At 44.4% G+C, this 22,716-nt stretch carries 20 protein-coding genes; all 20 read right to left on the reverse strand.

Features of this window, described 5'->3' with window-relative positions:
• Window positions 1–108: 108 nt before the first annotated feature.
• The 20 genes from BM095_RS06770 to BM095_RS06860 all read right to left on the reverse strand — a co-directional run bounded on the left by BM095_RS06770 (window position 109) and on the right by BM095_RS06860 (window position 22,674).
• Window positions 109–1,464 (reverse strand): amidase, encoded by a 1,356-nt coding sequence (locus BM095_RS06770; protein ID WP_091659266.1) that lies wholly within the window; start codon window positions 1,462–1,464, stop codon window positions 109–111.
• A 116-nt stretch (window positions 1,465–1,580) separates the two neighbouring features.
• Window positions 1,581–2,954 (reverse strand): Na+/H+ antiporter NhaC family protein, encoded by a 1,374-nt coding sequence (locus BM095_RS06775; RefSeq protein ID WP_091659269.1) that lies wholly within the window; start codon window positions 2,952–2,954, stop codon window positions 1,581–1,583.
• A 391-nt stretch (window positions 2,955–3,345) separates the two neighbouring features.
• Window positions 3,346–4,092, reverse strand: a complete 747-nt coding sequence (gene tatC, locus BM095_RS06780; protein WP_177194736.1) for a twin-arginine translocase subunit TatC — start codon at window positions 4,090–4,092, stop codon at window positions 3,346–3,348.
• Window positions 4,093–4,159: 67 nt separating this feature from the next.
• Window positions 4,160–4,369 (reverse strand): twin-arginine translocase TatA/TatE family subunit, encoded by a 210-nt coding sequence (locus BM095_RS06785; RefSeq protein ID WP_091659271.1) that lies wholly within the window; start codon window positions 4,367–4,369, stop codon window positions 4,160–4,162.
• Window positions 4,370–4,383: 14 nt separating this feature from the next.
• Window positions 4,384–6,027 carry a PhoX family protein gene (locus BM095_RS06790; RefSeq protein ID WP_091659273.1) on the reverse strand — a complete coding sequence of 548 codons (1,644 nt, stop codon included), beginning with the start codon at window positions 6,025–6,027 and terminating at the stop codon, window positions 4,384–4,386.
• 261 nt (window positions 6,028–6,288) lie between these two features.
• A complete protein-coding gene (locus BM095_RS16540) occupies window positions 6,289–6,453 on the reverse strand; it encodes a hypothetical protein (protein WP_177194737.1) in 165 nt (54 codons plus the stop codon).
• A 440-nt stretch (window positions 6,454–6,893) separates the two neighbouring features.
• A complete protein-coding gene (locus BM095_RS06795) occupies window positions 6,894–7,400 on the reverse strand; it encodes a hypothetical protein (protein WP_091659275.1) in 507 nt (168 codons plus the stop codon).
• 285 nt (window positions 7,401–7,685) lie between these two features.
• Window positions 7,686–8,558, reverse strand: a complete 873-nt coding sequence (locus BM095_RS06800; protein ID WP_091659845.1) for an LCP family glycopolymer transferase — start codon at window positions 8,556–8,558, stop codon at window positions 7,686–7,688.
• Window positions 8,559–8,688: 130 nt separating this feature from the next.
• Window positions 8,689–11,688 (reverse strand): gamma-glutamyltransferase, encoded by a 3,000-nt coding sequence (locus BM095_RS06805; protein WP_177194738.1) that lies wholly within the window; start codon window positions 11,686–11,688, stop codon window positions 8,689–8,691.
• A 50-nt stretch (window positions 11,689–11,738) separates the two neighbouring features.
• A complete protein-coding gene (locus BM095_RS06810; RefSeq protein WP_091659280.1) occupies window positions 11,739–11,918 on the reverse strand; it encodes a hypothetical protein in 180 nt (59 codons plus the stop codon).
• A 6-nt stretch (window positions 11,919–11,924) separates the two neighbouring features.
• Complete coding sequence (gene ggt / locus BM095_RS06815) at window positions 11,925–13,553, reverse strand: gamma-glutamyltransferase (protein ID WP_091659283.1); 1,629 nt, start codon at window positions 13,551–13,553, stop codon at window positions 11,925–11,927.
• Window positions 13,528–14,709, reverse strand: a complete 1,182-nt coding sequence (locus tag BM095_RS06820; RefSeq protein WP_091659286.1) for a CapA family protein — start codon at window positions 14,707–14,709, stop codon at window positions 13,528–13,530. The genes ggt and BM095_RS06820 overlap by 26 nt, the downstream gene beginning before the upstream one ends.
• A gap of 10 nt (window positions 14,710–14,719) precedes the next feature.
• Window positions 14,720–15,169, reverse strand: coding sequence for a poly-gamma-glutamate biosynthesis protein PgsC (pgsC, locus tag BM095_RS06825; RefSeq protein ID WP_091659288.1), 450 nt, complete (start codon window positions 15,167–15,169; stop codon window positions 14,720–14,722).
• A gap of 16 nt (window positions 15,170–15,185) precedes the next feature.
• A complete protein-coding gene (gene pgsB, locus BM095_RS06830) occupies window positions 15,186–16,376 on the reverse strand; it encodes a poly-gamma-glutamate synthase PgsB (RefSeq protein ID WP_091659848.1) in 1,191 nt (396 codons plus the stop codon).
• 664 nt (window positions 16,377–17,040) lie between these two features.
• Window positions 17,041–19,554 carry an NlpC/P60 family protein gene (locus BM095_RS06835; protein ID WP_091659291.1) on the reverse strand — a complete coding sequence of 838 codons (2,514 nt, stop codon included), beginning with the start codon at window positions 19,552–19,554 and terminating at the stop codon, window positions 17,041–17,043.
• Window positions 19,555–19,963: 409 nt separating this feature from the next.
• The gene (locus tag BM095_RS06840; RefSeq protein ID WP_091659293.1) at window positions 19,964–20,143 is read right to left on the reverse strand and encodes a hypothetical protein; all 180 of its coding nucleotides are present in this window, start codon (window positions 20,141–20,143) and stop codon (window positions 19,964–19,966) included.
• 30 nt (window positions 20,144–20,173) lie between these two features.
• Window positions 20,174–20,605 (reverse strand): 3-hydroxyacyl-ACP dehydratase FabZ, encoded by a 432-nt coding sequence (gene fabZ, locus BM095_RS06845; RefSeq protein ID WP_091659296.1) that lies wholly within the window; start codon window positions 20,603–20,605, stop codon window positions 20,174–20,176.
• Between the two features lie 32 nt (window positions 20,606–20,637).
• Complete coding sequence (locus BM095_RS06850; protein ID WP_091659299.1) at window positions 20,638–21,000, reverse strand: DNA-directed RNA polymerase subunit beta; 363 nt, start codon at window positions 20,998–21,000, stop codon at window positions 20,638–20,640.
• Window positions 21,001–21,024: 24 nt separating this feature from the next.
• Complete coding sequence (locus tag BM095_RS06855; protein WP_091659301.1) at window positions 21,025–21,855, reverse strand: flagellar hook-basal body protein; 831 nt, start codon at window positions 21,853–21,855, stop codon at window positions 21,025–21,027.
• Window positions 21,856–21,888: 33 nt separating this feature from the next.
• Window positions 21,889–22,674 carry a flagellar hook-basal body protein gene (locus tag BM095_RS06860; RefSeq protein WP_091659303.1) on the reverse strand — a complete coding sequence of 262 codons (786 nt, stop codon included), beginning with the start codon at window positions 22,672–22,674 and terminating at the stop codon, window positions 21,889–21,891.
• Window positions 22,675–22,716 lie beyond the last annotated feature (42 nt).

Below are 22,716 nucleotides of genomic sequence, written 5' to 3' on the forward strand. Positions count from 1 at the left end.
TCTTTGACATCCAGCGGTTCCTTGTCTTATGAACCGTTCATAGAGCAGAAATTTTGGTACATTCACGGAATTCTTGCTCCATGACCCTCTCTTAAACACTTCCTTTTCTCACCATACCTGTTCCATGATCCAATGCCCCACGTCTATCAGCTTCTCTTCCTGGTAGAGGTCTCCTACCAATTGGAGACCGATGGGCAATTGCTCCTCGTTATGCCCGATCGGGACACTCAACGCAGGCAGGCCGCTTACATTAAACGGCCCGGTAAACCGAGACAAGGTGAGTAACATATCCTCTACCTCTTCTCCCCATCTCACTGCGTTGGCTGTAAGCTTGGGAGCTGTGATAGGAAGCGTGGGCGTCAGGAGAATATCAACTTCCTCGAACACGTCGCGACTCGCTCTCTTTATTCTCTCTCGCCATGTTAAAGCGGCTTTGTATTCCTCCGGGGTAATGGTCTGGCCATAGGTAAAATACATATAATTTTCTTTTTCATACCGGTCTTTGTGTTCGGCGACCGTCTTTTTATGAAAATAAGCGGCTTCTGCACCTATTACTGTTTCTTGCACATCCATCATTTCTTCCACGTGGGGAATCGTCACTTCTTTGTATGTTGCGCCATGCTGCACACACAGATCAATGACTTCTTTCACTTTCCCTTTTACGGTATCCTCCATTTTTTCAAAGAAATAGTTGTCTGGAATCCCAATTGTAACTTGCTTCATATCCACCGGTTTTGGCAAACGAGCGGTAGTTTGATGGGCTCCTGGCACGATGGTATGAAACAATACGGATAGGTCTTGGCAGTCTTTCGAGAGAATTCCGACATGATCCAAGGACCATGAGAGTGGTGTCACACCCGACACTGGCAGCAAATCATAGGTCGGTTTTAGTCCGACAATGCCGCAGCACGCTGCCGGTATACGTACGGAGCCTGACGTATCCGTGCCAATCGCTCCGTAAGCCATATGGGAAGCCACGGCTGCCGCACTTCCTCCGCTCGAGCCGCCTACACTATGTGCTGGATTCAGCGGATGTTGAATGGTACCATACTGTTTGTTTTTTCCTGTTACATGATTGGCGTATTCATCCAAGTTCGTTTTCCCAATGAGAATAGCGCCTTCTTCCTCCAGATGATCGATGATCGCTGCGTTCTGTTGGCTGATATGTTGCTCGTCCACCGCGGAGCCATTCGTACACCGCACGCCTTGGACCGCAATATTATCTTTCACAGCAAGGGGAATCCCGTGCAGCGGCCCTTTGTACGTACCACGTTCGATTTCTTTTTCCGCTTCTTCTGCTTGCTGCAATGCCTTGTCTTTCATAACCGTAATAAACGTATTCGTCGTCTCGTTTTCTCTTTCTATTTTCTGAAGAAGGTTTCTTGTCACTTCAACGGGGGAGACTTTTTTGTTACGAATCATGTCAGAAAGCTGTAAGAGACTCCATGTATGATGCTCGTCCATCTGTGATTCCTCCCGACTTTCTTTCTATTTTCATCCGTTTTCGTCGTAACCCAGATCATCGTAGAGAAAGAACGTTCGCGTAGACCGCAAACGTTCGGTTGATCCGACTGTTCCCTTTACACGATCAGGCCAAGGCCGAGAAAGATAAAGAAAGATAGAATTAGCCCAGCCAATGCGTATGGGAACGATACTCTAATCTGCGACATATTGCTGACTTGCGTGGAAGCGCTCGTTAACGTCACCGCATCCCCGAAGAAGCAGACGTGACTGCCGAATACTCCTCCCGATACCATTGCTCCTAGCACGAGAGACGTGTTAACATCACTCATTTGCGTCAGCGGAAGGATAATCGGTAATACGATTCCCATCGTTCCCCAGTAGTTCCCGGTCGTGAATCCTAAAAAGGCGACGACAAGGAGCGTAATCCCAGGTAGCAGCAATGGGGTAATCAGCGGTTCGACAGAGGTAATCACATACTCAATCGTCCCTAGGTTTTCGTTGACTCTTACTAACAGGAAGATCGCGATGATTAACACGATTAATTCCACCATATCCTGAATCCCTTTTACACTCGTATCAAATAACTCGGAATACGTCATCGTTCCGTTCAAACGATACAAAATAAAACAAGTGACAATCGCAAGGATCACGCCAATGATTAAATCCATATCAAACATAATCGTCCCTGCGACTAAAACAATGATCGGCAACACGAAGTTGATCAAGCGCGGTTTTTTCGTATTCCCACTATTCTCTTCCAGTTCGTCTTCAAAACCTTCCGTGTCTGGCCCACTGCCTTCTGGGAATAAATTTCCTTTTTCTGCGCGAGCCACCGCTTCTTTCACATATTTTGTCATTGGAACTTTTCTAAATATAAACAATAACACGATGATTAATGTGATCATCGGATAAACCATAAAAGGTATTGTTGAAAGGTACGTCGTAAACCCATCTCCATCTAGAAGTTCACTGGATCCGTAGAGCCCCATTAAGAAGACAGCCCAGCTGGAAAACGGCAGCAGTACAGAGACAGGAGTTCCTGTCGAGTTGGTCACGTAAGCTAACACTTCTCTTGGAACTTTAAATTTATCAGTCAAGTTTCTCATCGTCCCACCAATGAGCAACGCATTCATATATTCATCCATGAAAATAATAATTCCGAAAATATAGGTCGCTAATAAGCTATTTTGCTTATTTTTTACATATTTAATGGCGAGTTCCCGGAAGGCGGTACCGGCGTTTGATTGTCCGAACATCGCAATCAAGATACCAAACAACGCAGGAATAACCATCGTCCAAACGACATCGGGGTCACTCATCGTCGCAAGCAAATCCCCTACCCAATTTGGAAAAAATGAAAACCCATACAGTAATATCGCGCCTACTACCGTCCCTAGAATTAAAGGTTCAATGACCTTCTTTGTAATAATCGCAGTAATCACAACAACGGCAATTGGTAGCAAGGATAACAATCCATATGTCTCACCCATGTTCTTTCCCTCCTCCTCCCTCGCATGGTTATAAAAGGGAGTTATTCATGGTGCCTGTCCACACGGGATATCTCTCTGGTGTCTGTGAGAGCGCGTGTATCCAAGCAGATGTTTCAACCGACCGTCTGTAGGGATTCTCATCGTAGTATTCCTCCCTTGTGGAGGATAATTCCCTTCTCCCTCCCCCTTTCTTTCTGGATCACAAAGCTTGCGGCAACTGTGCTACTTTTCTAAAAAATGAATCGAAACACCTACGCTTTGTCGATCCATGGAATCCCTAGGTCTATTATACCACAACTTTTGAGTAATTTTTTTACACAGTGTTTTGAATATACCGAATAGAAAAAAAGCCATAGGCCAGAACCACCTATGACTTACGATTCACACTGGGTTAGGCACTCATCCCCTCTGGACCGCTTCGTTTCGCTTCGGCTGCTTGTTTCCTTTTATAGATGACGTTGGATAATAATAAGCTGCATTCAAATAAGAAAAATAATGGAATGATAACTAACACATCGGATAAGAAATCCGGCGGGGTGATCAATACAGAAACAACCACCAACCCGAAGTACGCATATTTTCTCGATTTCCGAAGTCGTTCCGGATTTAAAATACCGAGACTCGTCAGAAACATTATCACGAGAGGCAGTTCAAATAAGAAACCGAATGGCAAGGTCATCTGCATCAAAAACCTGAAATATTTTTCAGTCGTAAAAAAAGTAGTAAAAAGATCATCGGATAACGACATGAGAAATTGGAGCACGATCGGAAAGAGAACGAAATACCCAAAGGAAATGCCGCCGATAAATAAGAGAAACAATGCGGGAATATACGTAATCGATACTTTTCGCTCTTTTTCGGTCAACGCCGGACTGACAAAACGCCAGACTTGATAAGCTGCGACCGGAATCACCGCTGTAATCGCTGCCACACTCGCTAACATGACATACACCCAGAGGATCTCGCTGGGGCCAAGAACTGCTAATGGAACCGGCAAGTCTTTGACGAGCCACTCGTAAATGTCGCGAACAAATACAAACGCTCCGATAAAAAATAATAGAAATATACCGACCGTGATGAGGATTCGCTTTCGCAGCTCACTCAATTCTTCCACCATATTAAACGTACTTTCCTCCACGCTTGACTCCCCTTTCAATAAGAGAAGATGTAAGCGTTGGACTTACACCTTCTCTCTTCCTATTTGATTAACCAGCCTCGCTTGGGTTTTTCGTTTCCTTCTTCTCTTCCTCTTCTTTTACAGGGTCATCATTCGTAAGCTCTCTCGTGGAATTCTTGAATTCTTTCAATGTCGTTCCGAATGCCCGTCCGATTTCTGGGAGCTTGGATGGTCCAAATATAATTAATGCGATCACAAGGATGAGTATTAACCCTGGGATTCCTATATTCATTGGCATTGGTCGCTCACCTCCTAGTATTTAAACCCGCGAATTCCGATGACTGCCGGGCGTGGCATGTTATCACCAGAACGGTGCGGCCACATGCTTGTCGGATTATTCGCGTCTTCGGTCGTTTCACCCGGATGCTGCACCGCTAAGAAAAGAGTCGTTTCGTCCGGTGTAAACCATGGTCCTGTCATTTCTGATGCAACCGGAGCGGAGGCAAATTGATAAGCTTCTCCCGCGTGGTCTCCCATCGTTGGAATGACGAACATGCCGTTATTTCCAAATGGTTCGAAGACATGCTTGTTTTGGGAGCCGGACGAGATGTCTGTCACGGTCCACAGGTTGCTGTCACTGTCAAATGAAAGATTGTCCGGCGCGCTGAATCCACTTTGCGAGCCGCCCGCCGCAAAGATTTCAAAATCAAATTCCATAGATCCTAAGTCATCATTTTTCTCAATAAAGCGGGTAATGTGACCGTGAATGTTGCCATGCAGATCATTGTTTGTGTGTGCAATGAAGATGGAGCGGTCAAACGGACTGATCTCTACGTCTTCGGGACGATCGGTCGGTGTTCCGCCAATGAGCATTGCCGCTTCATGAGTGTTGACGAGCACATCCGCCTGGGTTTGAAACTTTTCGAGAAGCTCTTCGTTTCCATCTGCCGCTTCCCGGACCGCGTCGATCGTGAGTGCGAGCCAACGTCCTTTTGACATATCGGCCACATAAAGTGTTCCGTCTTCCAACAGCTGCGAGTTCCCTTTGCCGCGAGACTCGACATATTTGTTTTTACTTATGTATTTATAGACTCCTGCGTCTTTTTTGTCGTCTCCCATGTACACGACGAGACGACCATCTTTGGTTGTGCCTACTGCCGCGTTTTCATGATTGAAGCGTCCTAATGCTGTATGTTTCCGCAGCGTAAAGGATGGATCAAACGGATCGATTTCGACGACCCAGCCGTAATGCGTATCATCCAAGCCCGCGTCTGCTGCTGTGCTTTCATAGTTTTCTTCACACGATAGAACTGTATCCCACATCGTCATCCCGCCGGAACAATTCGCAAACGTCCCTTGGGCAGTTTTCGCTCCGTTCACCGCCTCTGTTCCTGCCGCTGGACCTCTTAATTCAAACGGGGTCAACCCGGTAATGCGGCGCGCATAGTCGGAGTCCGTGTTCATTTTCCATACGCCATTGTTGTCTCTCTCGATTTCAATAACAGAGCCGCCTTGGACTTCTAACAGTTTTTCGATTTGCTTTTTCGTATACTTACCGTTCTGCTTTGGGCCCGTGACAAACACATCACTGCTATATTCATGATTCACCCATAACAGTCCGTGACGGTTCGACCCGTTAATCGGCAAATACATCGTGAAGTCATTGTTGAAACCAAACGTTTCTCCTTTTTTATTAATCACGTCTCCGTAGGCCGCAATCACGTCATACGTAAATCCGTTCGGTAACACGACGTCATCTTTCATCGTCGGTTGAATAGGAGTAAATTGAAGGCTCGCTACTTTTTTCTCTCTGCCGAACAAATGACTGTTAGCTTGTACGCTGCCCTCAGCTCCCACTTTTTGAGGAGACAACATGCCAAGCCCTGTTGAAGCTACAGTCATCGCTGTAACCCCGGTACCCACATACGTTAAAAACTTTCGACGGTTCTGGTCCATTTCCACCACTCCAGTTCGCTAGTTTTCTTTATCTGTTCATCTTTCATCATAAAGAAAAACTATTAACCTACCATAATAAGGAAGTTAAGAATCACTAAGAGAATGTAAAAAAGGTGAAGAGATTGTGTAGGAGATGTGGGAAAGGAAGAACGGACGGTTGCGAAGACCGCCGTCGCGGGGAACATGCAAGGTATAAAAATATAAAAAATTCCCCGCCTTGGATTAGTTGGGGAATTCTACATCGTTCGGTTTTTTCAACGATTAGTCATTAGCTTTCTTTTCGGCTATGTCCTTCAATTGTTGTTGACCTTCTCGCAAAGCCATCACTTCTTTTTCCAAGGTGTCTATTTTTTCTACCATTGGTTGTAATGCGTCTTGAAGCATGGATTGCAATCGCATTGCCCTTTCATTCTCTTGTGTTTCCATATTTCTCTCCTCCGTCCTTGTGGTGATAATCGTACCTATGTCGTCCTGCTTGAAGATGTGGGCCACTAGAATGGGTGCTGGAGGTGAACCTCTCCATGGCGTGATCCGCCGCAAAGCACCGCTGTCTTTAAAGTGAACCTATGACTTTATGTCTATACTTCTATGATAAATCATTTCTCTTTCTAAAAGAAGTATTTCATATACATATTTGAAAATTAGTCACAGACGCATCTCACCTCATTGACCGATGGAGGGTTGTTTTGTTTAGATGTTCTTCCGGCTTGCTCCCGTTAATGAGAGTCTTCCTCATAAAGATGGGAGAGGTGATGATTACCCATCCCCCTCCCATCCATGTGTAAGATCCTATCATTGATTCGCACATACACTTAAATGATAGCTTTTCCGTAAGGGGGGCCACGATCAAAGTCTGGGCCATGCCTTCATAGATCTTGGCGCCTGTAATCTAGCTTTTCATTTACTGACGACCGCATGTACTTTTTAAATTGCTCAAATTCTTGCTTTTCATCACGAGAGGCATTTTCTTTAAAACAAAGGTAGGTTTTGAAATCTTGTATTTCCTCTTCCAGCTGGCTGTAATGTCTTTTCTTTTCCCCAAAATCCCATTGTCTCCTCGCTTTAAACTCATCCCGTGCTTCTGACATAGCTGAACGAACATTGTCGATATTTTTCCTGCTCCACAGTAGCGCGACTTCATAAAACAAATGAGTATTAAAGTGAAAGTCATTGGTTTTTAGGAGAAAGTCTAGCAATACCGTTATGACACTATCGGGAAGACGATACTCTTTGCGCGCACGCTCAATTGCTAGTAGCTCCTTGGAAGGGAGAGGGGGAGTGCCGTCTGATAAACTCAGGAGGTATTCTTCCGGCTTCGTACGTTCGAAATAACAAACCGTTTCTTCCCAATTTCTCGGTTTCTCGCTTTTCATTTTTTCTTCTCCTTTCTCTTCGATTCCTAACACTGTAATGGTAATAAACAGGAGAGGTCACACCTGTCTTTCTGCTCCTCGGACATTCTTTCATAAACTTATAAAGCCAAATTTCCACCAAGGGAAATTCGCCTTATCTTCGCGGGAGACGCTTGGTCGGTTCTTTGGTTTCAGCCGATGCGCTCTCCCACTCGCTCGTCCATATAATCAAACCTGAGAGTCGTCAGTATGTGAGTAGAATGATCAACATACAGGTAACGTCCGATCCTCTCCATGCCCAACTATTTACTCCTCTAACTCGAGGTGGTCTTTAAGTGTTTGAGACAATTTCTCCAATTGTTCGTCGTCCGGGTCATACAGGTACTTCCCGTCTACTTTCTTTCCTTCTCCTTTGATTTCATGCGATTTTATATGATGAATAGCGTTTTTGTATTTGGATTGAATGTTCCACATCTCTTCGATTGATAGATTCGTTTTGAGGTTCCCTTCTATCACATCAGCTATACCGTTAAATTTAGTTATCGTAGAAATGTTGGAACCCTTTTGAATAACAGCTTCGATCACTTCCCGCTGTCGCAGCTGACGGCCAAAGTCGCCACGGGGATCCTCATGTCTCATCCGAGCGTAACCCAATGCTTCTTCCCCATTTAAAGAAAGCTTACCTTCTGGATAGTTCATACCATGAAACGTAAACTCAAACTCATTCTCTACTTCTATTCCACCCAAGACATCGACCATATCGACAAAACTATCCATATTCGCCTTTACATAATAATCAACAGGAACATCAAGGAAATGTTCTACCGTACGTATCGCCGTTTGGCTGCCTCCTAACGCGTGAGCATGACTGATCTTACCTTTCGTCCTCTCCCCTCTTAATGATGTATGTGTATCACGAGGTATACTAACCATGTTTACAGATTCATCATGGGGGTTAATCGTAAGTAACAGCAAGGTGTCACTTCTACCGAAATCTTGTCGACTGATAGGATCATCTACGCCCATGAGTAACACGGAAATAGGATCCTTCTCCTCAAAGCTAATCGTTTCGAGACGCATTTCCGAATTCTTTCGGTCAATATTTTCTTGAATATTGGCTATGGTTGATGTTGCTAATTGCCATATATAGCCTCCTGCCCCTATTACCAGCACTCCCATTGTTGTTATAATGGCAAGGACTATCTTCTTTTTCCTTTCCGTTCCCACTCCTCTGTCACCTCCTGGCACTTATGTTTCGTTGCTCGTCTCCGCTCGGGACACCCTAAACCTCACCTGTAACACGCCATTCTTAAGCGGCAGGCTTCGAGTCGGATTGATAATCGCGTCCTGTTCGGGACACCTTATTCCAGTCTTTGTTAAAGAAGTATGCGATTGTGCCATGTATCACTACGTAAATCAAGACAAATCGATAGACAAACACATCAATCAAAATGGTTACCAATAAAGCAGGCAGGTCTTTCCTCTGGAACTTAAATCCGTAATATCGGTTCATTCCAAGAGCAGCTAAGTCATAAAATACTCCGAACAAAAACAGGTAAGACAAATAAAACAAGGTATACGTTATATAAGAATCAGGTGGATAAAGCAACGCGTTCCCTATGAAAAATAGAGACATCACAAAAGCGGAAACGATCCCAATAAGAAATGATTCTACAATATAGAAAAAAGAGACTGCTTTGGTAAACAACGTTTTTGCAAAAAAGGAGCGAAAATGGAGCACGCAATCCATATAGGCTTTTTGCCAACGTATTCGCTGCTTAAAAAAATCTCTTGTGTTCTCTGGCAGCTCGGTATAAGAAATAGCTTCCTTTAAATGGACAACTTTCTTTTTCGTCTGGCTTGCTATATACTGATGCATCCGCAATGTTATATCGATGTCTTCCCCGATCGTCGACCGGTAACCTCCTACTTCTAGAAGAGCCTGCTTTCTAAAAATACCAAACGCTCCTGATATAATCGCTAAAGCATCAAAACGTGCGAGAGATGCCTTTGTAATATAGAAGGCTTTCATGAAATCAAGCATTTGGAGACGCACTAACATGTTCGTATGAAATAAAGACAATCGCTTCAAGGGGTTCGAGGTTTTTGTTTGCAGTATATGGACCATGCCACCAGCAGCCACCACATTGTCATCTTCAAATGTTTCATTGACTTGGGGCAATGCATTTTCCGTTAAAACAGTGTCTGCGTCTAACGTTATCACTATGTTCTCTTTCGCATATTCTATCCCTGCGTTTAAGGCGTCAGCTTTGCCTCCGTTTACTTTATCAACGACATATATATGAGGAAAAATATTCGATTGATAGACGTTTTTCACTCTTCGATGAGATATTTTCTTCAGTGGTGCTTTCGTCGAACTTCGCTTTAAATCTAATGTTTGATTCAAAAGGGAAAACGTTTTATCTGTCGAACCATCGTTAATGTAAATCACCTCAAACTTGGAATACGGCAAGGAGGTCATATTTTCCAATGAAGTTCCTATAATTCCTTGTTCATTGTAGCAAGGAACTAAAATACTAATGCCTTTTTCATCTTCCAGTCTTCTTTGACGGGCATGTCCCGTTTTGTTTTGAAACCATGGGGATGAATGAATGAGATGAAGCAACGGAAACACAACACCTAATAGAAAGAAAACACCAACCGCCACATTTGCATAATCCTTCCATTTGTCTTTATCTTTCGCGTCCCAACTCCCGCTTCGCCGGACATCGGCAAATCCGTTGATCGCACCTTCCTCTCTATCTAACTCAAGGGCTTGAATGCCTCCGAAATAGACAGGTACCTTCCTTATTTCAAATTGATATCCTTTCCTGATGACATCTGCCAACAGCTCTTCCTCGAAACCATCCTCCACATACAACGTATCGCCTTGTCCATAGAAACGTTTGGCATCCACCGCCTCATCAAGTGGGTCACCAAAATAGAAATGTCTCGCCAATACTTGAGCCATGACAGGCGGTATTCGGTTTCCTCCGGGTGTCCCTATCCCTAACACTCTATCTTCATTGATAAAAATACTCGGAGCAGTTAAACTTCTTGACCTTTTACCTGGTTCATACTTATTTGGTGAGTCAGCGTAACGACTGAAATATTCTATAGAATTATTTATAAAAAAACCAGCTGTGTACTCCCCTGAACCAAAAAAATTACTTAGCGTATTCGTGGCAGAAACTACCATTCCATCTGGATCGACGATGACAAAATGAGTGGTGTCTGTCTGTTGATCATCTACATGTTCCTCGTCGTTAACCGATTCCTCTGAAGGGGAAGTGGTGGATATTTGTTCCGCTAATTCTTCCACGTACTCCTCATCTGTTAGTTTTTCCGCATCCACATCCGTATAGGAAGGATCACCGATTTTTGTTAATCGTTCCTCTTTTGTAACTTTTGAGATCTCTGTCATGACATGAATAAACTGATCTTCGTCTTCTTTTGTTTTCGCGATATCCAATTTCTCCGCAAGCAGTAAGGACTGAATCACTGATATTCCCGAAAGAGGAGGATTTGCAGAATACATGGTTCCTTGTTTGAGCTTTCCTTCCACAGGCTCTGTCTGCTTGACTTCATACCGTTCAAACTCCTCTTGATCCATGTATGGGACGGCTTCTGTCACCTTCTTGCTTATTTCCCCTTCGTACATTTCGTCGGGACCGTTTTCTTGGATGTTTGTCAGTGTTTCTGCAAGTTCGGTCTGCTTTAATGTTTCCCCCGGTTCAATCGCCTCGCCTTCCGGAAAGAGGTGGGGAAGCTCTTTTACAGGCAGGCGATCCGAAGCGGCAGTCAGGCGCTCCCATAACAAGTAATCAACGTTGAATCCCTCTTCTGCTAGGGAAATCGCGGGGGATATCAGATCCTCGAATGGGGTTAGCCCATAATCTTGATGGATGACATCCAATCCTTTGACGAGACTCGGGATACCTGAAACCTTGTCCTCTCCATTTTCATCGAAAGGAGCGGCTGCTCGATAATCATAGACGATCGGCTCGTTTTCACCAGGCGGTAACAGCAACATTTCCCCGCCGCCGCCAATCCCTGATCCATATGGCTCCACGACACCCAAAGCATAAGAAACAGCAATGGCGGCGTCTACCGCATTGCCTCCTTCTTCAAGCACTTCCATACCAACTTCCACGGCAGCAGGATGAGAAGCACTCACTCCGTAATTGTCATATGTATCAACGGATTCCGAAGTGCTGTCTTCTTCACTTAATACAAGTTGTGGGTACGCTATCCCGGAGAGGATAACACTATTCAATATGATACCTATCACTGCTATTTTTCTTACCAAATAGCTTCTCACCTCCATTCCTTGTGTGTATGTATCCGTCCAATCGTCTTTTATTTAGCCGTGGTTAGGACCGATTCATCCGCTGAGACTTCTTCCTCTTGCTGCTGCAGCTGTTCCTCAATCATTGCTCGCTCCACTACACTTAACGTTTCTTCATGCTTCAGAACATCCATTAAGAGAATGATCCCCCCTAAATAAACAAATGGCAAAAGACCTTTTACTATTTTCATGCCACGTCACTCCCTTTCTCTTCTACTTTTTGCATTCCACGTTCCATTTCGGCGTAAATCTGCTCCACCTGTTAATCGATTATTCTTATGATCGACGTACAAACTCTGAATTCCTCCAAAAAATGATCCTGCCTCACGACTGTTCCAATCATATCCTCGGCTCGTTAGTTCCTCTTTGATGTCATCCGAAAAATCTTCTTCTATATCGATTTCCCCCTCTTCGATGTAGAATCTTGGTTGATTAATAGCTGTTTGCATGCTTTCTCCAAAGACAAGGTGGCGCAGGATCACTTGCGCCATTACCATAGGGATACGTTTTCCTCCCGGGGAGCCGATGCCTAGTGCGGGTTTCTCGTCTTTTGTTAAAATAGTGGGTGCCATAAAACTGCGAGGTCGCTTCCCCGCTTCTGCTACATTTGGAGATGATGGATTCTTGCTGAAGTTTTTTAATTGGTTGTTCAAAAACATTCCTCTCACATATTGACCTGACCCAAAAAAATGGCTTAAAGAGTTTGTTACAGACACCATCATTCCATCAGAGTCGTAAATAACAAAATGAGTCGTATCGCTGTGATCGTCTTCCCCCGCTTCAGAGTCATCGTTTTTCATATTGACTTTCGATAACTGATTAAATAATATAGCTGAACCTTTCTCTTGCGCGTATTCTTTACTACTCAGCTGCTGGATCGGAACATTGGTGAAGTTCATATCGGCAATATAGCGCAGTCGATCCTGATAGCTGACCGTAGCGATTTCACTTAATACATGGATAAAGTCAGCCGGAGTTTCTCTAGCTTTTTCTATATCCATGGCTTCTGCTGTTTGCAGCATTTCTATAAGGGTCAATCCTCCTAATGGCGGTGGCGCGGAGTACACATTATAACCACCCAACTCCCCGTGGACAGCATCATGCTTTTGGACAGAATAGTTATTAAAATCTTCCATGCTCAACCCTTCGACGGCATCTACAATGCTTTTTCCTAATTCACCTTCATAAAAGGCAGAAGCTCCTTCTTCTTGAATGATTTTTAACGTGTCGACTAGTTCTTTTTGAATCACCTTTTCTCCGGGCTGGATGACCTCTCCCTTAGGAAAAAAGGGGGACAGCTCTTCTACCGCTAATTTGCTTTCCTCTGATTCCAGACGCTCGGTTAACACTTGATCCGCTGAAATTCCGTTTTTCGCCAATTCAATCGCAGGTTGGATCAAGGCTTCTCTATCCATTTGGCCAAAGTCGCTATGTACTTCTTCCATCCCCTTAACAAAGCCAGGGACTCCAATGTTATCTTCTGGTAGTTCACCTGTAGACGGCATCACTTCTCGATAATCGTAAGCGACAGGCTCTTTATGGGGAGATGCAATCACCATCGCACCTCCCCCTCCCAAACCTGATCCAGCTGGCTCAACAACAGACAGAGCATATGAAACGGCTACCGCCGCATCAACGGCATTTCCTCCCTCTTCCAACACGTTCATTCCCACTTCTACAGCTAATGGATGAGCCGCGCTAACCCCGTAATCATCACTTACACTTTTGTCTTTTGTGAACATATGGAAAACAATAAATATAACAATCAATGCTGCGATGATTAAAATAACCGTTAGCATGTTAGTCCTCGTAAGATGCTTGATCATTCGGTGTATCTCCTTTTACTACATGGGAGTGATCCACTTGGAATTTCAATTTTCCATCTTCTTCATACCATTGAGTGTGTGGTGATGTGTTTTTTGTCAGTCGTTTAAATATCTGTTTTTCTCGGAGAATAGATAATGGGCCATCAAGCGTCCTTGGTTGTCCTTCATAAATTCGAAAGGGATGAAAGACGAGCTGTGCTTGTCCATCTTCAGAAAGTCTATATTCAGCAACTGCCGTGTCTCTTGTTTGTGACCATCCTTGGTCAAAGATAAAGTTCCCCAAGCTGTACATGATGAGCGTATCCTTATACACATCGGTCGATAACAAAACATGCGGACTATGACCTGCGATCACATCAGCCCCCGCGTCAGCCATAGCTTTTGCCATTTCTTCTTGGCGCGGATGAATGTTGCTGTCATAGGCTTGTCCCCAATGGATGCGAACCATAACGAGATCTGCATGTTCATCGGCTTCTTTCACCAAAGGGATATATATACTAGGATCCGCAGGCAGGACGCCTCCTTTTCCCTCTGCTGCTTCATCCCCTTCTGTAAAAACATCCGTAAATCCCAACGTTGCGACTGTTAGACCGTTGACCTCTTCATAGTGAATGTCTTTTGCCTCTTCGAGAGACATTCCGGCACCAGAAAAACCAACGTTATGTGACTCAAGCGTAGCTACCGTATCCGCGACCCCTTCTTGCCCATAGTCCACCACGTGATTATTCGCCAGGTTCACGTGGGTAAAGTGATTTCTTTCCAATGCCTTCACTGCTTCTTCTTCCGTTTTAAAAACCACATCTTTCTCCGCAGGTTGATAACCTTCCTCTAGGACAACCGGGTTGGCAAAATTTCCAGAAACATAATCCGATTGCTCCAATAAGGGCTCCACATGTCGAAAGAGATAATCATACCCGTGACGATCTGTTGCTTCTTTGACAAACCTTCCAAACATCATATCCCCAACCATCGCAGCCGTGAAGATAGAGTCCTCCTCTTCATCAGCTGACACACTTTCTTGTGAATCAAAGATAGGGACCGCCAACACGAATGTAAGTATCAACACAGTGGCAAGAATGGTATGTTTGGTAGTGACTTTTTTATGTTTTTTAATAAACTTTAATACTCTTTCTTGAAACGTTAGTTTTTTTGCCATTCGCTTCACCCTAAAACAAAGTATAGATCGACATAATTACAAAGGAAATTCCACTGAGAAGCAGCGTGCTTCCTACCGTAGGGACCACTCCCTGCTTCTGAATGGTGTTTGCAATCAATCCAGGAACAATCACTCCTATCCCCCGTAATTCATGTATTTCAAAAGGAAGAATAGGATAAAAATAATCAAATACAATCTTCAAAACCATACCCGTTGTTAACATTGCCGCAAATTTTCTTCGCCCATATAAGATCGTTACTTTCCCTATGACATGAACAACAAGAAAATAAGTAATGAAGCTGATTAGAAAGACGATCCCTAATAATACAAATTGATCAAATACCAATGCCAGGTAGCCTGGCACGATGAGACCCGCAGGTAAAACGCCTGTTTTCTCTGCGTAAATTAAACTTAAAACAACCCCAATGACAAGTGAAATATACAAGTCTGCTCCAAACAAACGTGACTCCCCCTACCTAGCTGACATGTTCAAGATATTTCTCTTTCTCTTCCTCAAACCGTTCGATGAGTGGCTCACCAGCTCCGTGAATGTTGCCAACTCCGTATACTACCGTATTTACCAAGTATGGTCGCAAGCTATTAAAAATTTCCTCTGTTTCATAACCTTCTAGATTCAACAGTTTTTCTGCCTGGATGCTGCCTTTCTCATATTCATCTACGATGGGACTCGTTGTTTCACCTATTAACACGAGAGCTTTCATTTCAATGAACGGCAAGACATCGACAGCAAATTGTTCTGTTCGATCGACACGGTCTTCTCGACAATTCATAATGACAACTGCATTCCCAGTCGGATAATCGAGCTTTTTGATACGTTCCCAAATATTCAAGGTTGAGGAAGCATCATTTGCTGCGAATCCATTTACAAAGTAGGATGGTTGGTCAGGATCACCGAAATGACTGATTCTCATAGCCCCTGGATCTGGAGGTGCATGTAACATGCCTTGTTTTGCTGTCTCTTCATCGATCCCAAGTGCTTCTGCGACTGCCAGGGTCAAGGCCGCGTTTTGCGGAAATACCATATATTCAAACTTCCTTAAAAATTCCTCTGAGATTTTTGATTCGTCTGCAACTATGACTTGTGTGTTTCGTTTATCAGCGACCTCCCTGTAGTAATCCACATAAGGACTCTCCGATACAATTACATGACCGTTATAAGGTATGGTAGCCGTGAAAGCTTCTGCTACTTCGTCAAGGGTAGGGCCCATGACATCCATATGATCCTCAAGAACATTGACTATCACACCTATATTGGCTTGCAGCATCTCTTTTTGAAAAATTACTTGATAATCAGGGTTTACAGCCATACACTCACTGACCAGTGCTTCCGCACCAAGGTCGGCCGCTTCTTTTACCACCTCTTTTTGTTCGCGAATATTGGGTCCCTCTGGCCGGCGTTTAATGGGCTTTTCCTCGTCTTGAAACCAATACATCATTCTGGCAGAGGTACCTGTTGTTTTACCTACCGTTTTTTTATTGGCTTCTTTTAATACCCCAGTTGTAAGACGAGTGACGGTTGACTTTCCTCGGATGCCATTAATATTTACGCGAATTGGAATCGAATGGACATTTTCCAAATGCCTTTTTTTCTCAACCGCTCCAAGCGCCAATACCACGAGGAGACACAATGAAATCATGATAATCATACGGCTGTCACCCCAATTGCTTGAATCATAACAATCCCATCCACTTTGCTCATCAGCACTACACTCTCCTCCTACTCCGTGTTTTATTTCAAGAGCACCGCCCAAATGAATCGTAACCAATTAATGAAAAAACTGTAATCAGACTTTCTTCCAAAATAAGTTTGTCATAAAATATGACAAAATTGGCTTCTTTTTCCTACCAGGTATTACATATTAGTTACATCTATGAAACGGTTCCATCTCCTCTTATCCTTCCATTGCTCTCGCCTATTTGCTCTTGGAGACGTATCAATAAGCTAAAAACACAGAGTATCCATAGTAAAGTTGATCAATTAAATATTTTTAATATGTTTTTAATATTTGACATACTTTTTTAGATTTTTTAGGTCTAAATGGTCCTCCTTTTCTTCCCATAAACTACCAAAATGTTTTAGACAGCGATGACGGAAAGAGCAAAAATTAATGACTTGTTTACATTTGTCTTTCTTCTCCTCTCAACAAAGTAAGACTCTCCCTTTCAGGAATAAGGGCAAAAACGGGAATGCAGGAACCTTGAGCTGTTGGAATCTGAAAGTGACTCTCGAAAATGCCAACAGGGTATGTTTTCTTCCTATCATGAAAAAAGGGGCTTCTGCCGATCATGACAGAAGCCCCTTTAGAACGGTTATTTTGTTATTTGTCGTCCCTCTAATAAACGCTGAATCCAGTATTGATCTGTATTCATGTCCGTAATGACAATTTTACGATCCAACACCGTAGCGAATCTTCCTTCTCCCAGATAAATAGCCGCCAGATGTGGTGTGTTATCATCTGTTGCTTCACCAAATATCATCAGGTCTCCTCTCTCCAGTTCTTCAATATGAATATCCTCGCCGCTTTGACGAAGTTCTTCCATGGTAGACGGCAGTGATATCTGAGATCCTTCTTCATAAAGCTGCTGAATAAATTCACTGGACGTTCCTTTAAATGTCTCTCCTTCTCTATCCTCTGCCAAGTGTGCTTCCCGACTTCTCCTTTCCTCAGACGGCCTATCGTACGTCCTGCTTCCTATATACCTTGGCGGCCAGTAGGAGCTTGTAGTAAGATCAACCACAGCAACACCCGAAGCCTGGGTAGCAACAATGATTTGGTTGTTACCAATATAAACGGCAGGAATGATACTTGACCCTTCAAAGAACATTAGATCCCCCGCTTCTATTTCATCCCTTGGTATTTCATTGCCTTCCTCCCATTGTTGTCTACCATAACGCGGTAAATCGATATTCAAACCTTCTTTGTACACATACTGAACGAGTCCCCCCGTGTCAAAGCCTTCTTCTGGTGAGTCACCACCCAACTGATACTCTGTTCCCAGGAGCTGATAAGCCTCAAATACTGCTTCATTTTCGAATGAAACAGAGAGGTCATCAAAGCGTTTTACTCCGGTGAAATGCTCTTTCCAATATTCATTCATATATGAAATGGTTGTTTCTCCCTCTTCTCCTGTCGCATGAATCACGTGATCCTCTCCAAGGTATATAGCTGTATGCGAAATTCCTTCCTGCCAGGTTCCCGAAAAATAGAGAACATCGCCGGGTCTGATATGATCATCGAGCTCAATGGAGTTGATGTCTGTTCCGGCATCGAGAATGGTTTCTCCTACTTCCCATTGTTTATAACTGATCCGTGGGAGATAGACATCAGCCGCATCTCTGAATGCAGATTGAATTAAAAAGGAACAATCAAACGCATCCCGTGTGCTGCCCGTCATTAAATACGGGGTTCCCATATACTTTATGGCTTCCCGTATGATTGGATTTTCATGGTCCGCATAAGTGTCTGGATTAGATTTCTCTAGTATTTCATCTGTATAACGTACAGCACCTGCATAGCGATCTGCATAATAGGTGTGATAATCTAGATGCCTCTCCTTTACTCCGGAAGAGGAAGCGATCACAAACTGGCGATCCCCTGTATACATTCCGGAAATCAACCCGCTGCTGCCTTCAAAAAATACGAGATCCCCGGGGCGCAGTTCCTCCTGGCTTATTTTTTCTCCTGCATCATAGAGGCCGGCGGGTCTTTTGGAAAGCCAGCTTCCCGTGACTTCTTCATACACATAATGAACAAGGCTCCCCGTACTGAACCCGCTCTCCGGATCCTCACCGTCTTCATTATAAGGGCTCCCAATAAGAGCTCTTGCCTGTTCAACAAGGTCATTTTCCGATGAACCGGGATGAAGGTTTTCTTCTGTGTACCTCTTAGCGCCAACATACGCGTTGGACCAATAGTCACTTGTCTCCATATTTCTTTTAGAAATTCCATCACTAGTAACAATGACAAATTCCCCATTATCGATATATATACCTGACATTAAGTACGTGCCTTGAAAAAAAACAACATCTCCAGGCTGTACATTCTTTTGTTCAATGCTTTTTCCGAGTAACCATTGATCGCTCGCAGATCTCGGTAATGATATATTCTCTGCTTCTCTATATGCGAATTGCACGAATTCCGAGGTAATGAAATCTTCTGTGTTTTCCCCAACGCTTTCTTGGGCTAATTGAGCTGCAGATGAATTGTTGGAAGTGCTAAGGAATTCCCCAGAATCGTCCATCGCACGGGCGAGAAAAACAGAAAATTGAGCACGCGTGGTGTCATTATTCGGTCGAAACGTATGATCTTCCGAATATCCCGTTGTTACTCCTGCTTCTGCTATGTTAGAAATGTCTTGATAGAAAACATAATCTTCATCCACATCGGCAAAGTCTGCATGCGCCTTCGAAAACTCAAACGAGCGATTTAGCACGGCAGCCATTTGCCCCCTTGTGAGCGTATGATTTGGCATAAATCTTCCATTCCGTCCTGTGATAATGCCCTCTTGCTGGACGGTTGCGGCTACATCATAGGCATGGAAACTTTCATCAATGTCTGAAAAGTCTGCTTCCTTATTAGCCGTCTCCAAGTCCAATGCTTCCACAATCATGGATGCTGCCTGGCTGCGCTTTACCGGGTGATTGGGTCGGAATGTACCATCCTCGTAACCCGAAATAATGCCCTCTTCTGCTAACAACTTTATTTCCTCTTTTGCCCAAAAGTCTCCCGTCACGTCAGAAAAAGAGGGAGAATGTGCTAAGACACCAGGAACCGGTATGAAAAAGAAAATAAAAATAGCAAATAGATATTTTTCCATTTTCATTGAATCCCTCCCCTGTTCTAACCTTCTTTTCTACCTATAGAACCGTGTTACAATATCCCATACCTTTGAATTTTCGAATTGAAACTATAATTTTCCAAAATTTACATAAACAGGTGATTTATTCCTATGGGACATGTAGGTAATAAGATGGTTAAGACAACTGCTGATCCCCGGTTCATAACCCTCTTCATTTTATCAACCATCCTAGGGCATTAATCTTATCCATTATGGACCTTGATCCTAACTTTTTCTTTCGCAACGGCACGATCGACTAGGAGTAACGACATTCCCCTGCCAATCCGCGCTCCCTGGGATGCCATTCCACCTCTGCCTCCAACTTTCCGGAACCGCTGACCATGCAAAAACCCCTGCTTCCCACCAATGAATGGTGAAAACAGGGGCTTTCTATTTAATCGGCTTCCGTCATGCGGTCTTCCCATTTCAGAAATAACACGAACAAAAAACTTGTAATGATGCTTCCTACGACGGGAGCAATAATATGAACGGCGCCGCTGTGGGAGGAGCCGAGCATGGAGCCAACAAGCGTGATGGCGATCAATGCCGCAATCGCGAGATAGATTGTTTTCATGTCAAGTGTCCTCCTTGGATAGGTATCGCTTTATTCCGGGTCCTGTAACGCGAAAAGGAGTTCCGTTTCAGCAACGACCGTTTCGCCTACTTTCGCGGTCCCTTTTCCTTTACCGATGCTTCCTCTCAGCTTAAGAATTTCTACTTCTAAGGTCAGCTGATCTCCAGGTTTCACTTGTGATTTAAAGCGGCATTTCTCAATTCCTGCAAACAACGCAATCTTTCCGTGATTTTCTTCTTGTTTCAGGATAGCAGCCGCCCCTGTCTGCGCTAATGCCTCTACGATAAGAACTCCGGGCATGACAGGGTAATCAGGAAAATGTCCATTAAAAAATTCTTCGTTGGCTGATACGTTTTTTAAAGCAACGGCCCGCTTTCCTTCTTCTAGTTCCGTGATACGGTCAATAAGAAGGAACGGGTACCGATGCGGAATAATGTCTTTTATTTCGTCGATTGATAACATCATAATCTCCTTTCTATCCAGCTATCCCGAGATTATTCTCCTTGAATAAAATGATACAGCTCTCTCCACCTCTCGAGGCTCAGGACGCCTAGCGAATCTCCTTCTCCTACGAGGCTGTACCCGACGAGCAGGCCGGCGGTAATACTGATAATCAAAAGGGCCAGTACAATAAGAAGACGAGCCCAAATCGGCACCATGCGGACACTTGTTTTGGAACGAGAAAACATAGCCCGAATGCGAGCCCAGAGACGAGCCCACTTTTTTCCACTCTTCCCGGCAGAGGCTTCTTTCTTCTCTTCGGCCTTTTGTTTCCTTCGTTGGGTTCGAGTTTCTTCTATTTGGTTTTCTTCGTTTTGACTGGCGGGCCTATTCGCCGTGTCTTCCTTATATGTCATAATCTTATCCCCGTTTAGCTGAAATTAACTCCGGATGCTATTCACAAGCCCCAACATCTGGTCTCCCTGAGAGAGAGCGCGAGCATTAAAGGAATAATGACGCTGTGTGTTGAGCAGCTCCGTGAGTTCCTTACCCATGTCTACGTTGGATTGTTCTAATGCATGTTGCTTTATCGTATGTTCCTCTCCCATCACCAATTCCAATACATCCGCCTCATCGAATCCTAACGCCTCGACGTCCGGCAAGCGAAAATGATTGCCAGCCGCCTCTAACAATTGAGGCTTCGACACATGAGCTAGTTCTATTGTACCTATTTCCACTTCTGCCCCATTTAAACTAGCAATTATCGTTCCGTCGTCTTGAAGGTTGAAATTCCGGGCCCCGGCCGGCACGTCCATTCGCTCCCCGTTCGCATCAAGCAAATAATGCCCGTCCTGATTAACAAGTGTCCACGTGCCGGGCTGTTCCGGGTTTTCACTCAAATAAAAAGAACCGTTTCGTGAATAATGTACTTCATTCTCCGCACTGTTTTCTATCTGGAAAAAGAGATTCTTTCCCAGCAGCGCAAAGTCCAGTTCGCGTCCTGTCTCTTGAAGAGATCCTTGTTCGAGCCGAAGTGCCGTCTGGGAAATACCGGCTCCTGTTCCTACACGGAGTCCCGGTGGTGTAAGACGGCCGACATTATTTTCCGGAATCGGCTGATTGTTCACTTCTTGGTGAAGCAAGCTTGAAAACGTCGACTCTCTCCGTTTGTAGCCGGTCGTTTGACTGTTCGATAGATTATTGGAAATCCCATCTATTTGTTGTTGCAGCTGTCCCATCGTGTTGGCAGCAGACAACATGGAGGAATGCATGAAACATCCCCTCCTTCATTCTTAAATTTTCTCTTATCCCAGTCGACCTACGTCATTCACAGCACGCTGCATATTTTGATCATAGGCTTGCATGATACGCTGATTGGACTCGAATAACCGGTACGCACTCATCAATTCGGTCATCGTACGGTTCGCATCCACATTGGAACGTTCCAGAAACCCTTGCTGCAGCTGGAAATCAGCATCAGCAGCAGGAAGCTCCCCGGCTTCAGAGCGAAGAAGACTGTTTCCTTCTTTGACCATATCATTCGCGTTTTCCGCATAAGCAATGCCGACCTGTCCGATAACTTCCCCATTTTCGTGCATAACCGTCCCATCTTCTAAGAGACGGAAGTTTTCATTCTCAACATCGAGTGGCTCTCCGTCCGCACCAAGGACATAATAGCCTTCCCCTGTCGTTAAGAAACCAGCACCATCTACGGCCCAGTTCCCGTTCCGGGTATACCGGACCTCTCCTTCTTCATTGGTCACTGTGAAAAATAACGCCGCATTCTCAGGCAGTGCTCCTTGAAGAAGAGCGGCGTCGGTTGCATTCCCGGTCTCCATAAGGTCGCCTTGTGAAACGTTCGGTGTCCGCTCTTGCATATAAACCCCTGTGGCAAGGGACCCAATCGGTGTACTTCCCCCAAAAGACGAACCGCCTCTCGCTTGAAGAAGCATTTCAGGAAAGGTCCGGATCGACCCATGATCTTCTTTATAGCCCGGTGTCCGTAAATTGGAGATATTATCGGTTAACATTTCAGTACGGCGCTGCTGCGTAATCATTCCGGATGCCGCGCCATAAAAACCTCGTAACATATGGTACTCTCCCCTCCCCGTCCTCCGGGGTTTTCTCGTTGT

Origin of the sequence: Alteribacillus iranensis, from assembly GCF_900113025.1 — a bacterium.
Lineage (GTDB): Bacteria > Bacillota > Bacilli > Bacillales > Marinococcaceae > Alteribacillus_A > Alteribacillus_A iranensis.

Excerpts from the sequence above, each read along its gene's own strand:
- BM095_RS06770 (WP_091659266.1), bottom strand. The coding sequence starts at position 1,464 with ATGGACGAGCATCATACATGGAGTCTCTTACAGCTTTCTGACATGATT.
- BM095_RS06775 (WP_091659269.1), bottom strand. The coding sequence starts at position 2,954 with ATGGGTGAGACATATGGATTGTTATCCTTGCTACCAATTGCCGTTGTT.
- BM095_RS06785 (WP_091659271.1), bottom strand. The coding sequence starts at position 4,369 with ATGCCAATGAATATAGGAATCCCAGGGTTAATACTCATCCTTGTGATC.
- BM095_RS06790 (WP_091659273.1), bottom strand. The coding sequence starts at position 6,027 with ATGGACCAGAACCGTCGAAAGTTTTTAACGTATGTGGGTACCGGGGTT.
- BM095_RS16540 (WP_177194737.1), bottom strand. The coding sequence starts at position 6,453 with ATGGAAACACAAGAGAATGAAAGGGCAATGCGATTGCAATCCATGCTT.
- BM095_RS06795 (WP_091659275.1), bottom strand. The coding sequence starts at position 7,400 with ATGAAAAGCGAGAAACCGAGAAATTGGGAAGAAACGGTTTGTTATTTC.
- BM095_RS06800 (WP_091659845.1), bottom strand. The coding sequence starts at position 8,558 with ATGGGAGTGCTGGTAATAGGGGCAGGAGGCTATATATGGCAATTAGCA.
- BM095_RS06810 (WP_091659280.1), bottom strand. The coding sequence starts at position 11,918 with ATGAAAATAGTAAAAGGTCTTTTGCCATTTGTTTATTTAGGGGGGATC.
- ggt (WP_091659283.1), bottom strand. The coding sequence starts at position 13,553 with ATGATCAAGCATCTTACGAGGACTAACATGCTAACGGTTATTTTAATC.
- BM095_RS06820 (WP_091659286.1), bottom strand. The coding sequence starts at position 14,709 with ATGGCAAAAAAACTAACGTTTCAAGAAAGAGTATTAAAGTTTATTAAA.
- pgsB (WP_091659848.1), bottom strand. The coding sequence starts at position 16,376 with ATGATTATCATGATTTCATTGTGTCTCCTCGTGGTATTGGCGCTTGGA.
- BM095_RS06835 (WP_091659291.1), bottom strand. The coding sequence starts at position 19,554 with ATGAAAATGGAAAAATATCTATTTGCTATTTTTATTTTCTTTTTCATA.
- BM095_RS06840 (WP_091659293.1), bottom strand. The coding sequence starts at position 20,143 with ATGAAAACAATCTATCTCGCGATTGCGGCATTGATCGCCATCACGCTT.
- fabZ (WP_091659296.1), bottom strand. The coding sequence starts at position 20,605 with ATGTTATCAATCGACGAAATAAAAGACATTATTCCGCATCGGTACCCG.
- BM095_RS06850 (WP_091659299.1), bottom strand. The coding sequence starts at position 21,000 with ATGACATATAAGGAAGACACGGCGAATAGGCCCGCCAGTCAAAACGAA.
- BM095_RS06855 (WP_091659301.1), bottom strand. The coding sequence starts at position 21,855 with ATGCATTCCTCCATGTTGTCTGCTGCCAACACGATGGGACAGCTGCAA.
- BM095_RS06860 (WP_091659303.1), bottom strand. The coding sequence starts at position 22,674 with ATGTTACGAGGTTTTTATGGCGCGGCATCCGGAATGATTACGCAGCAG.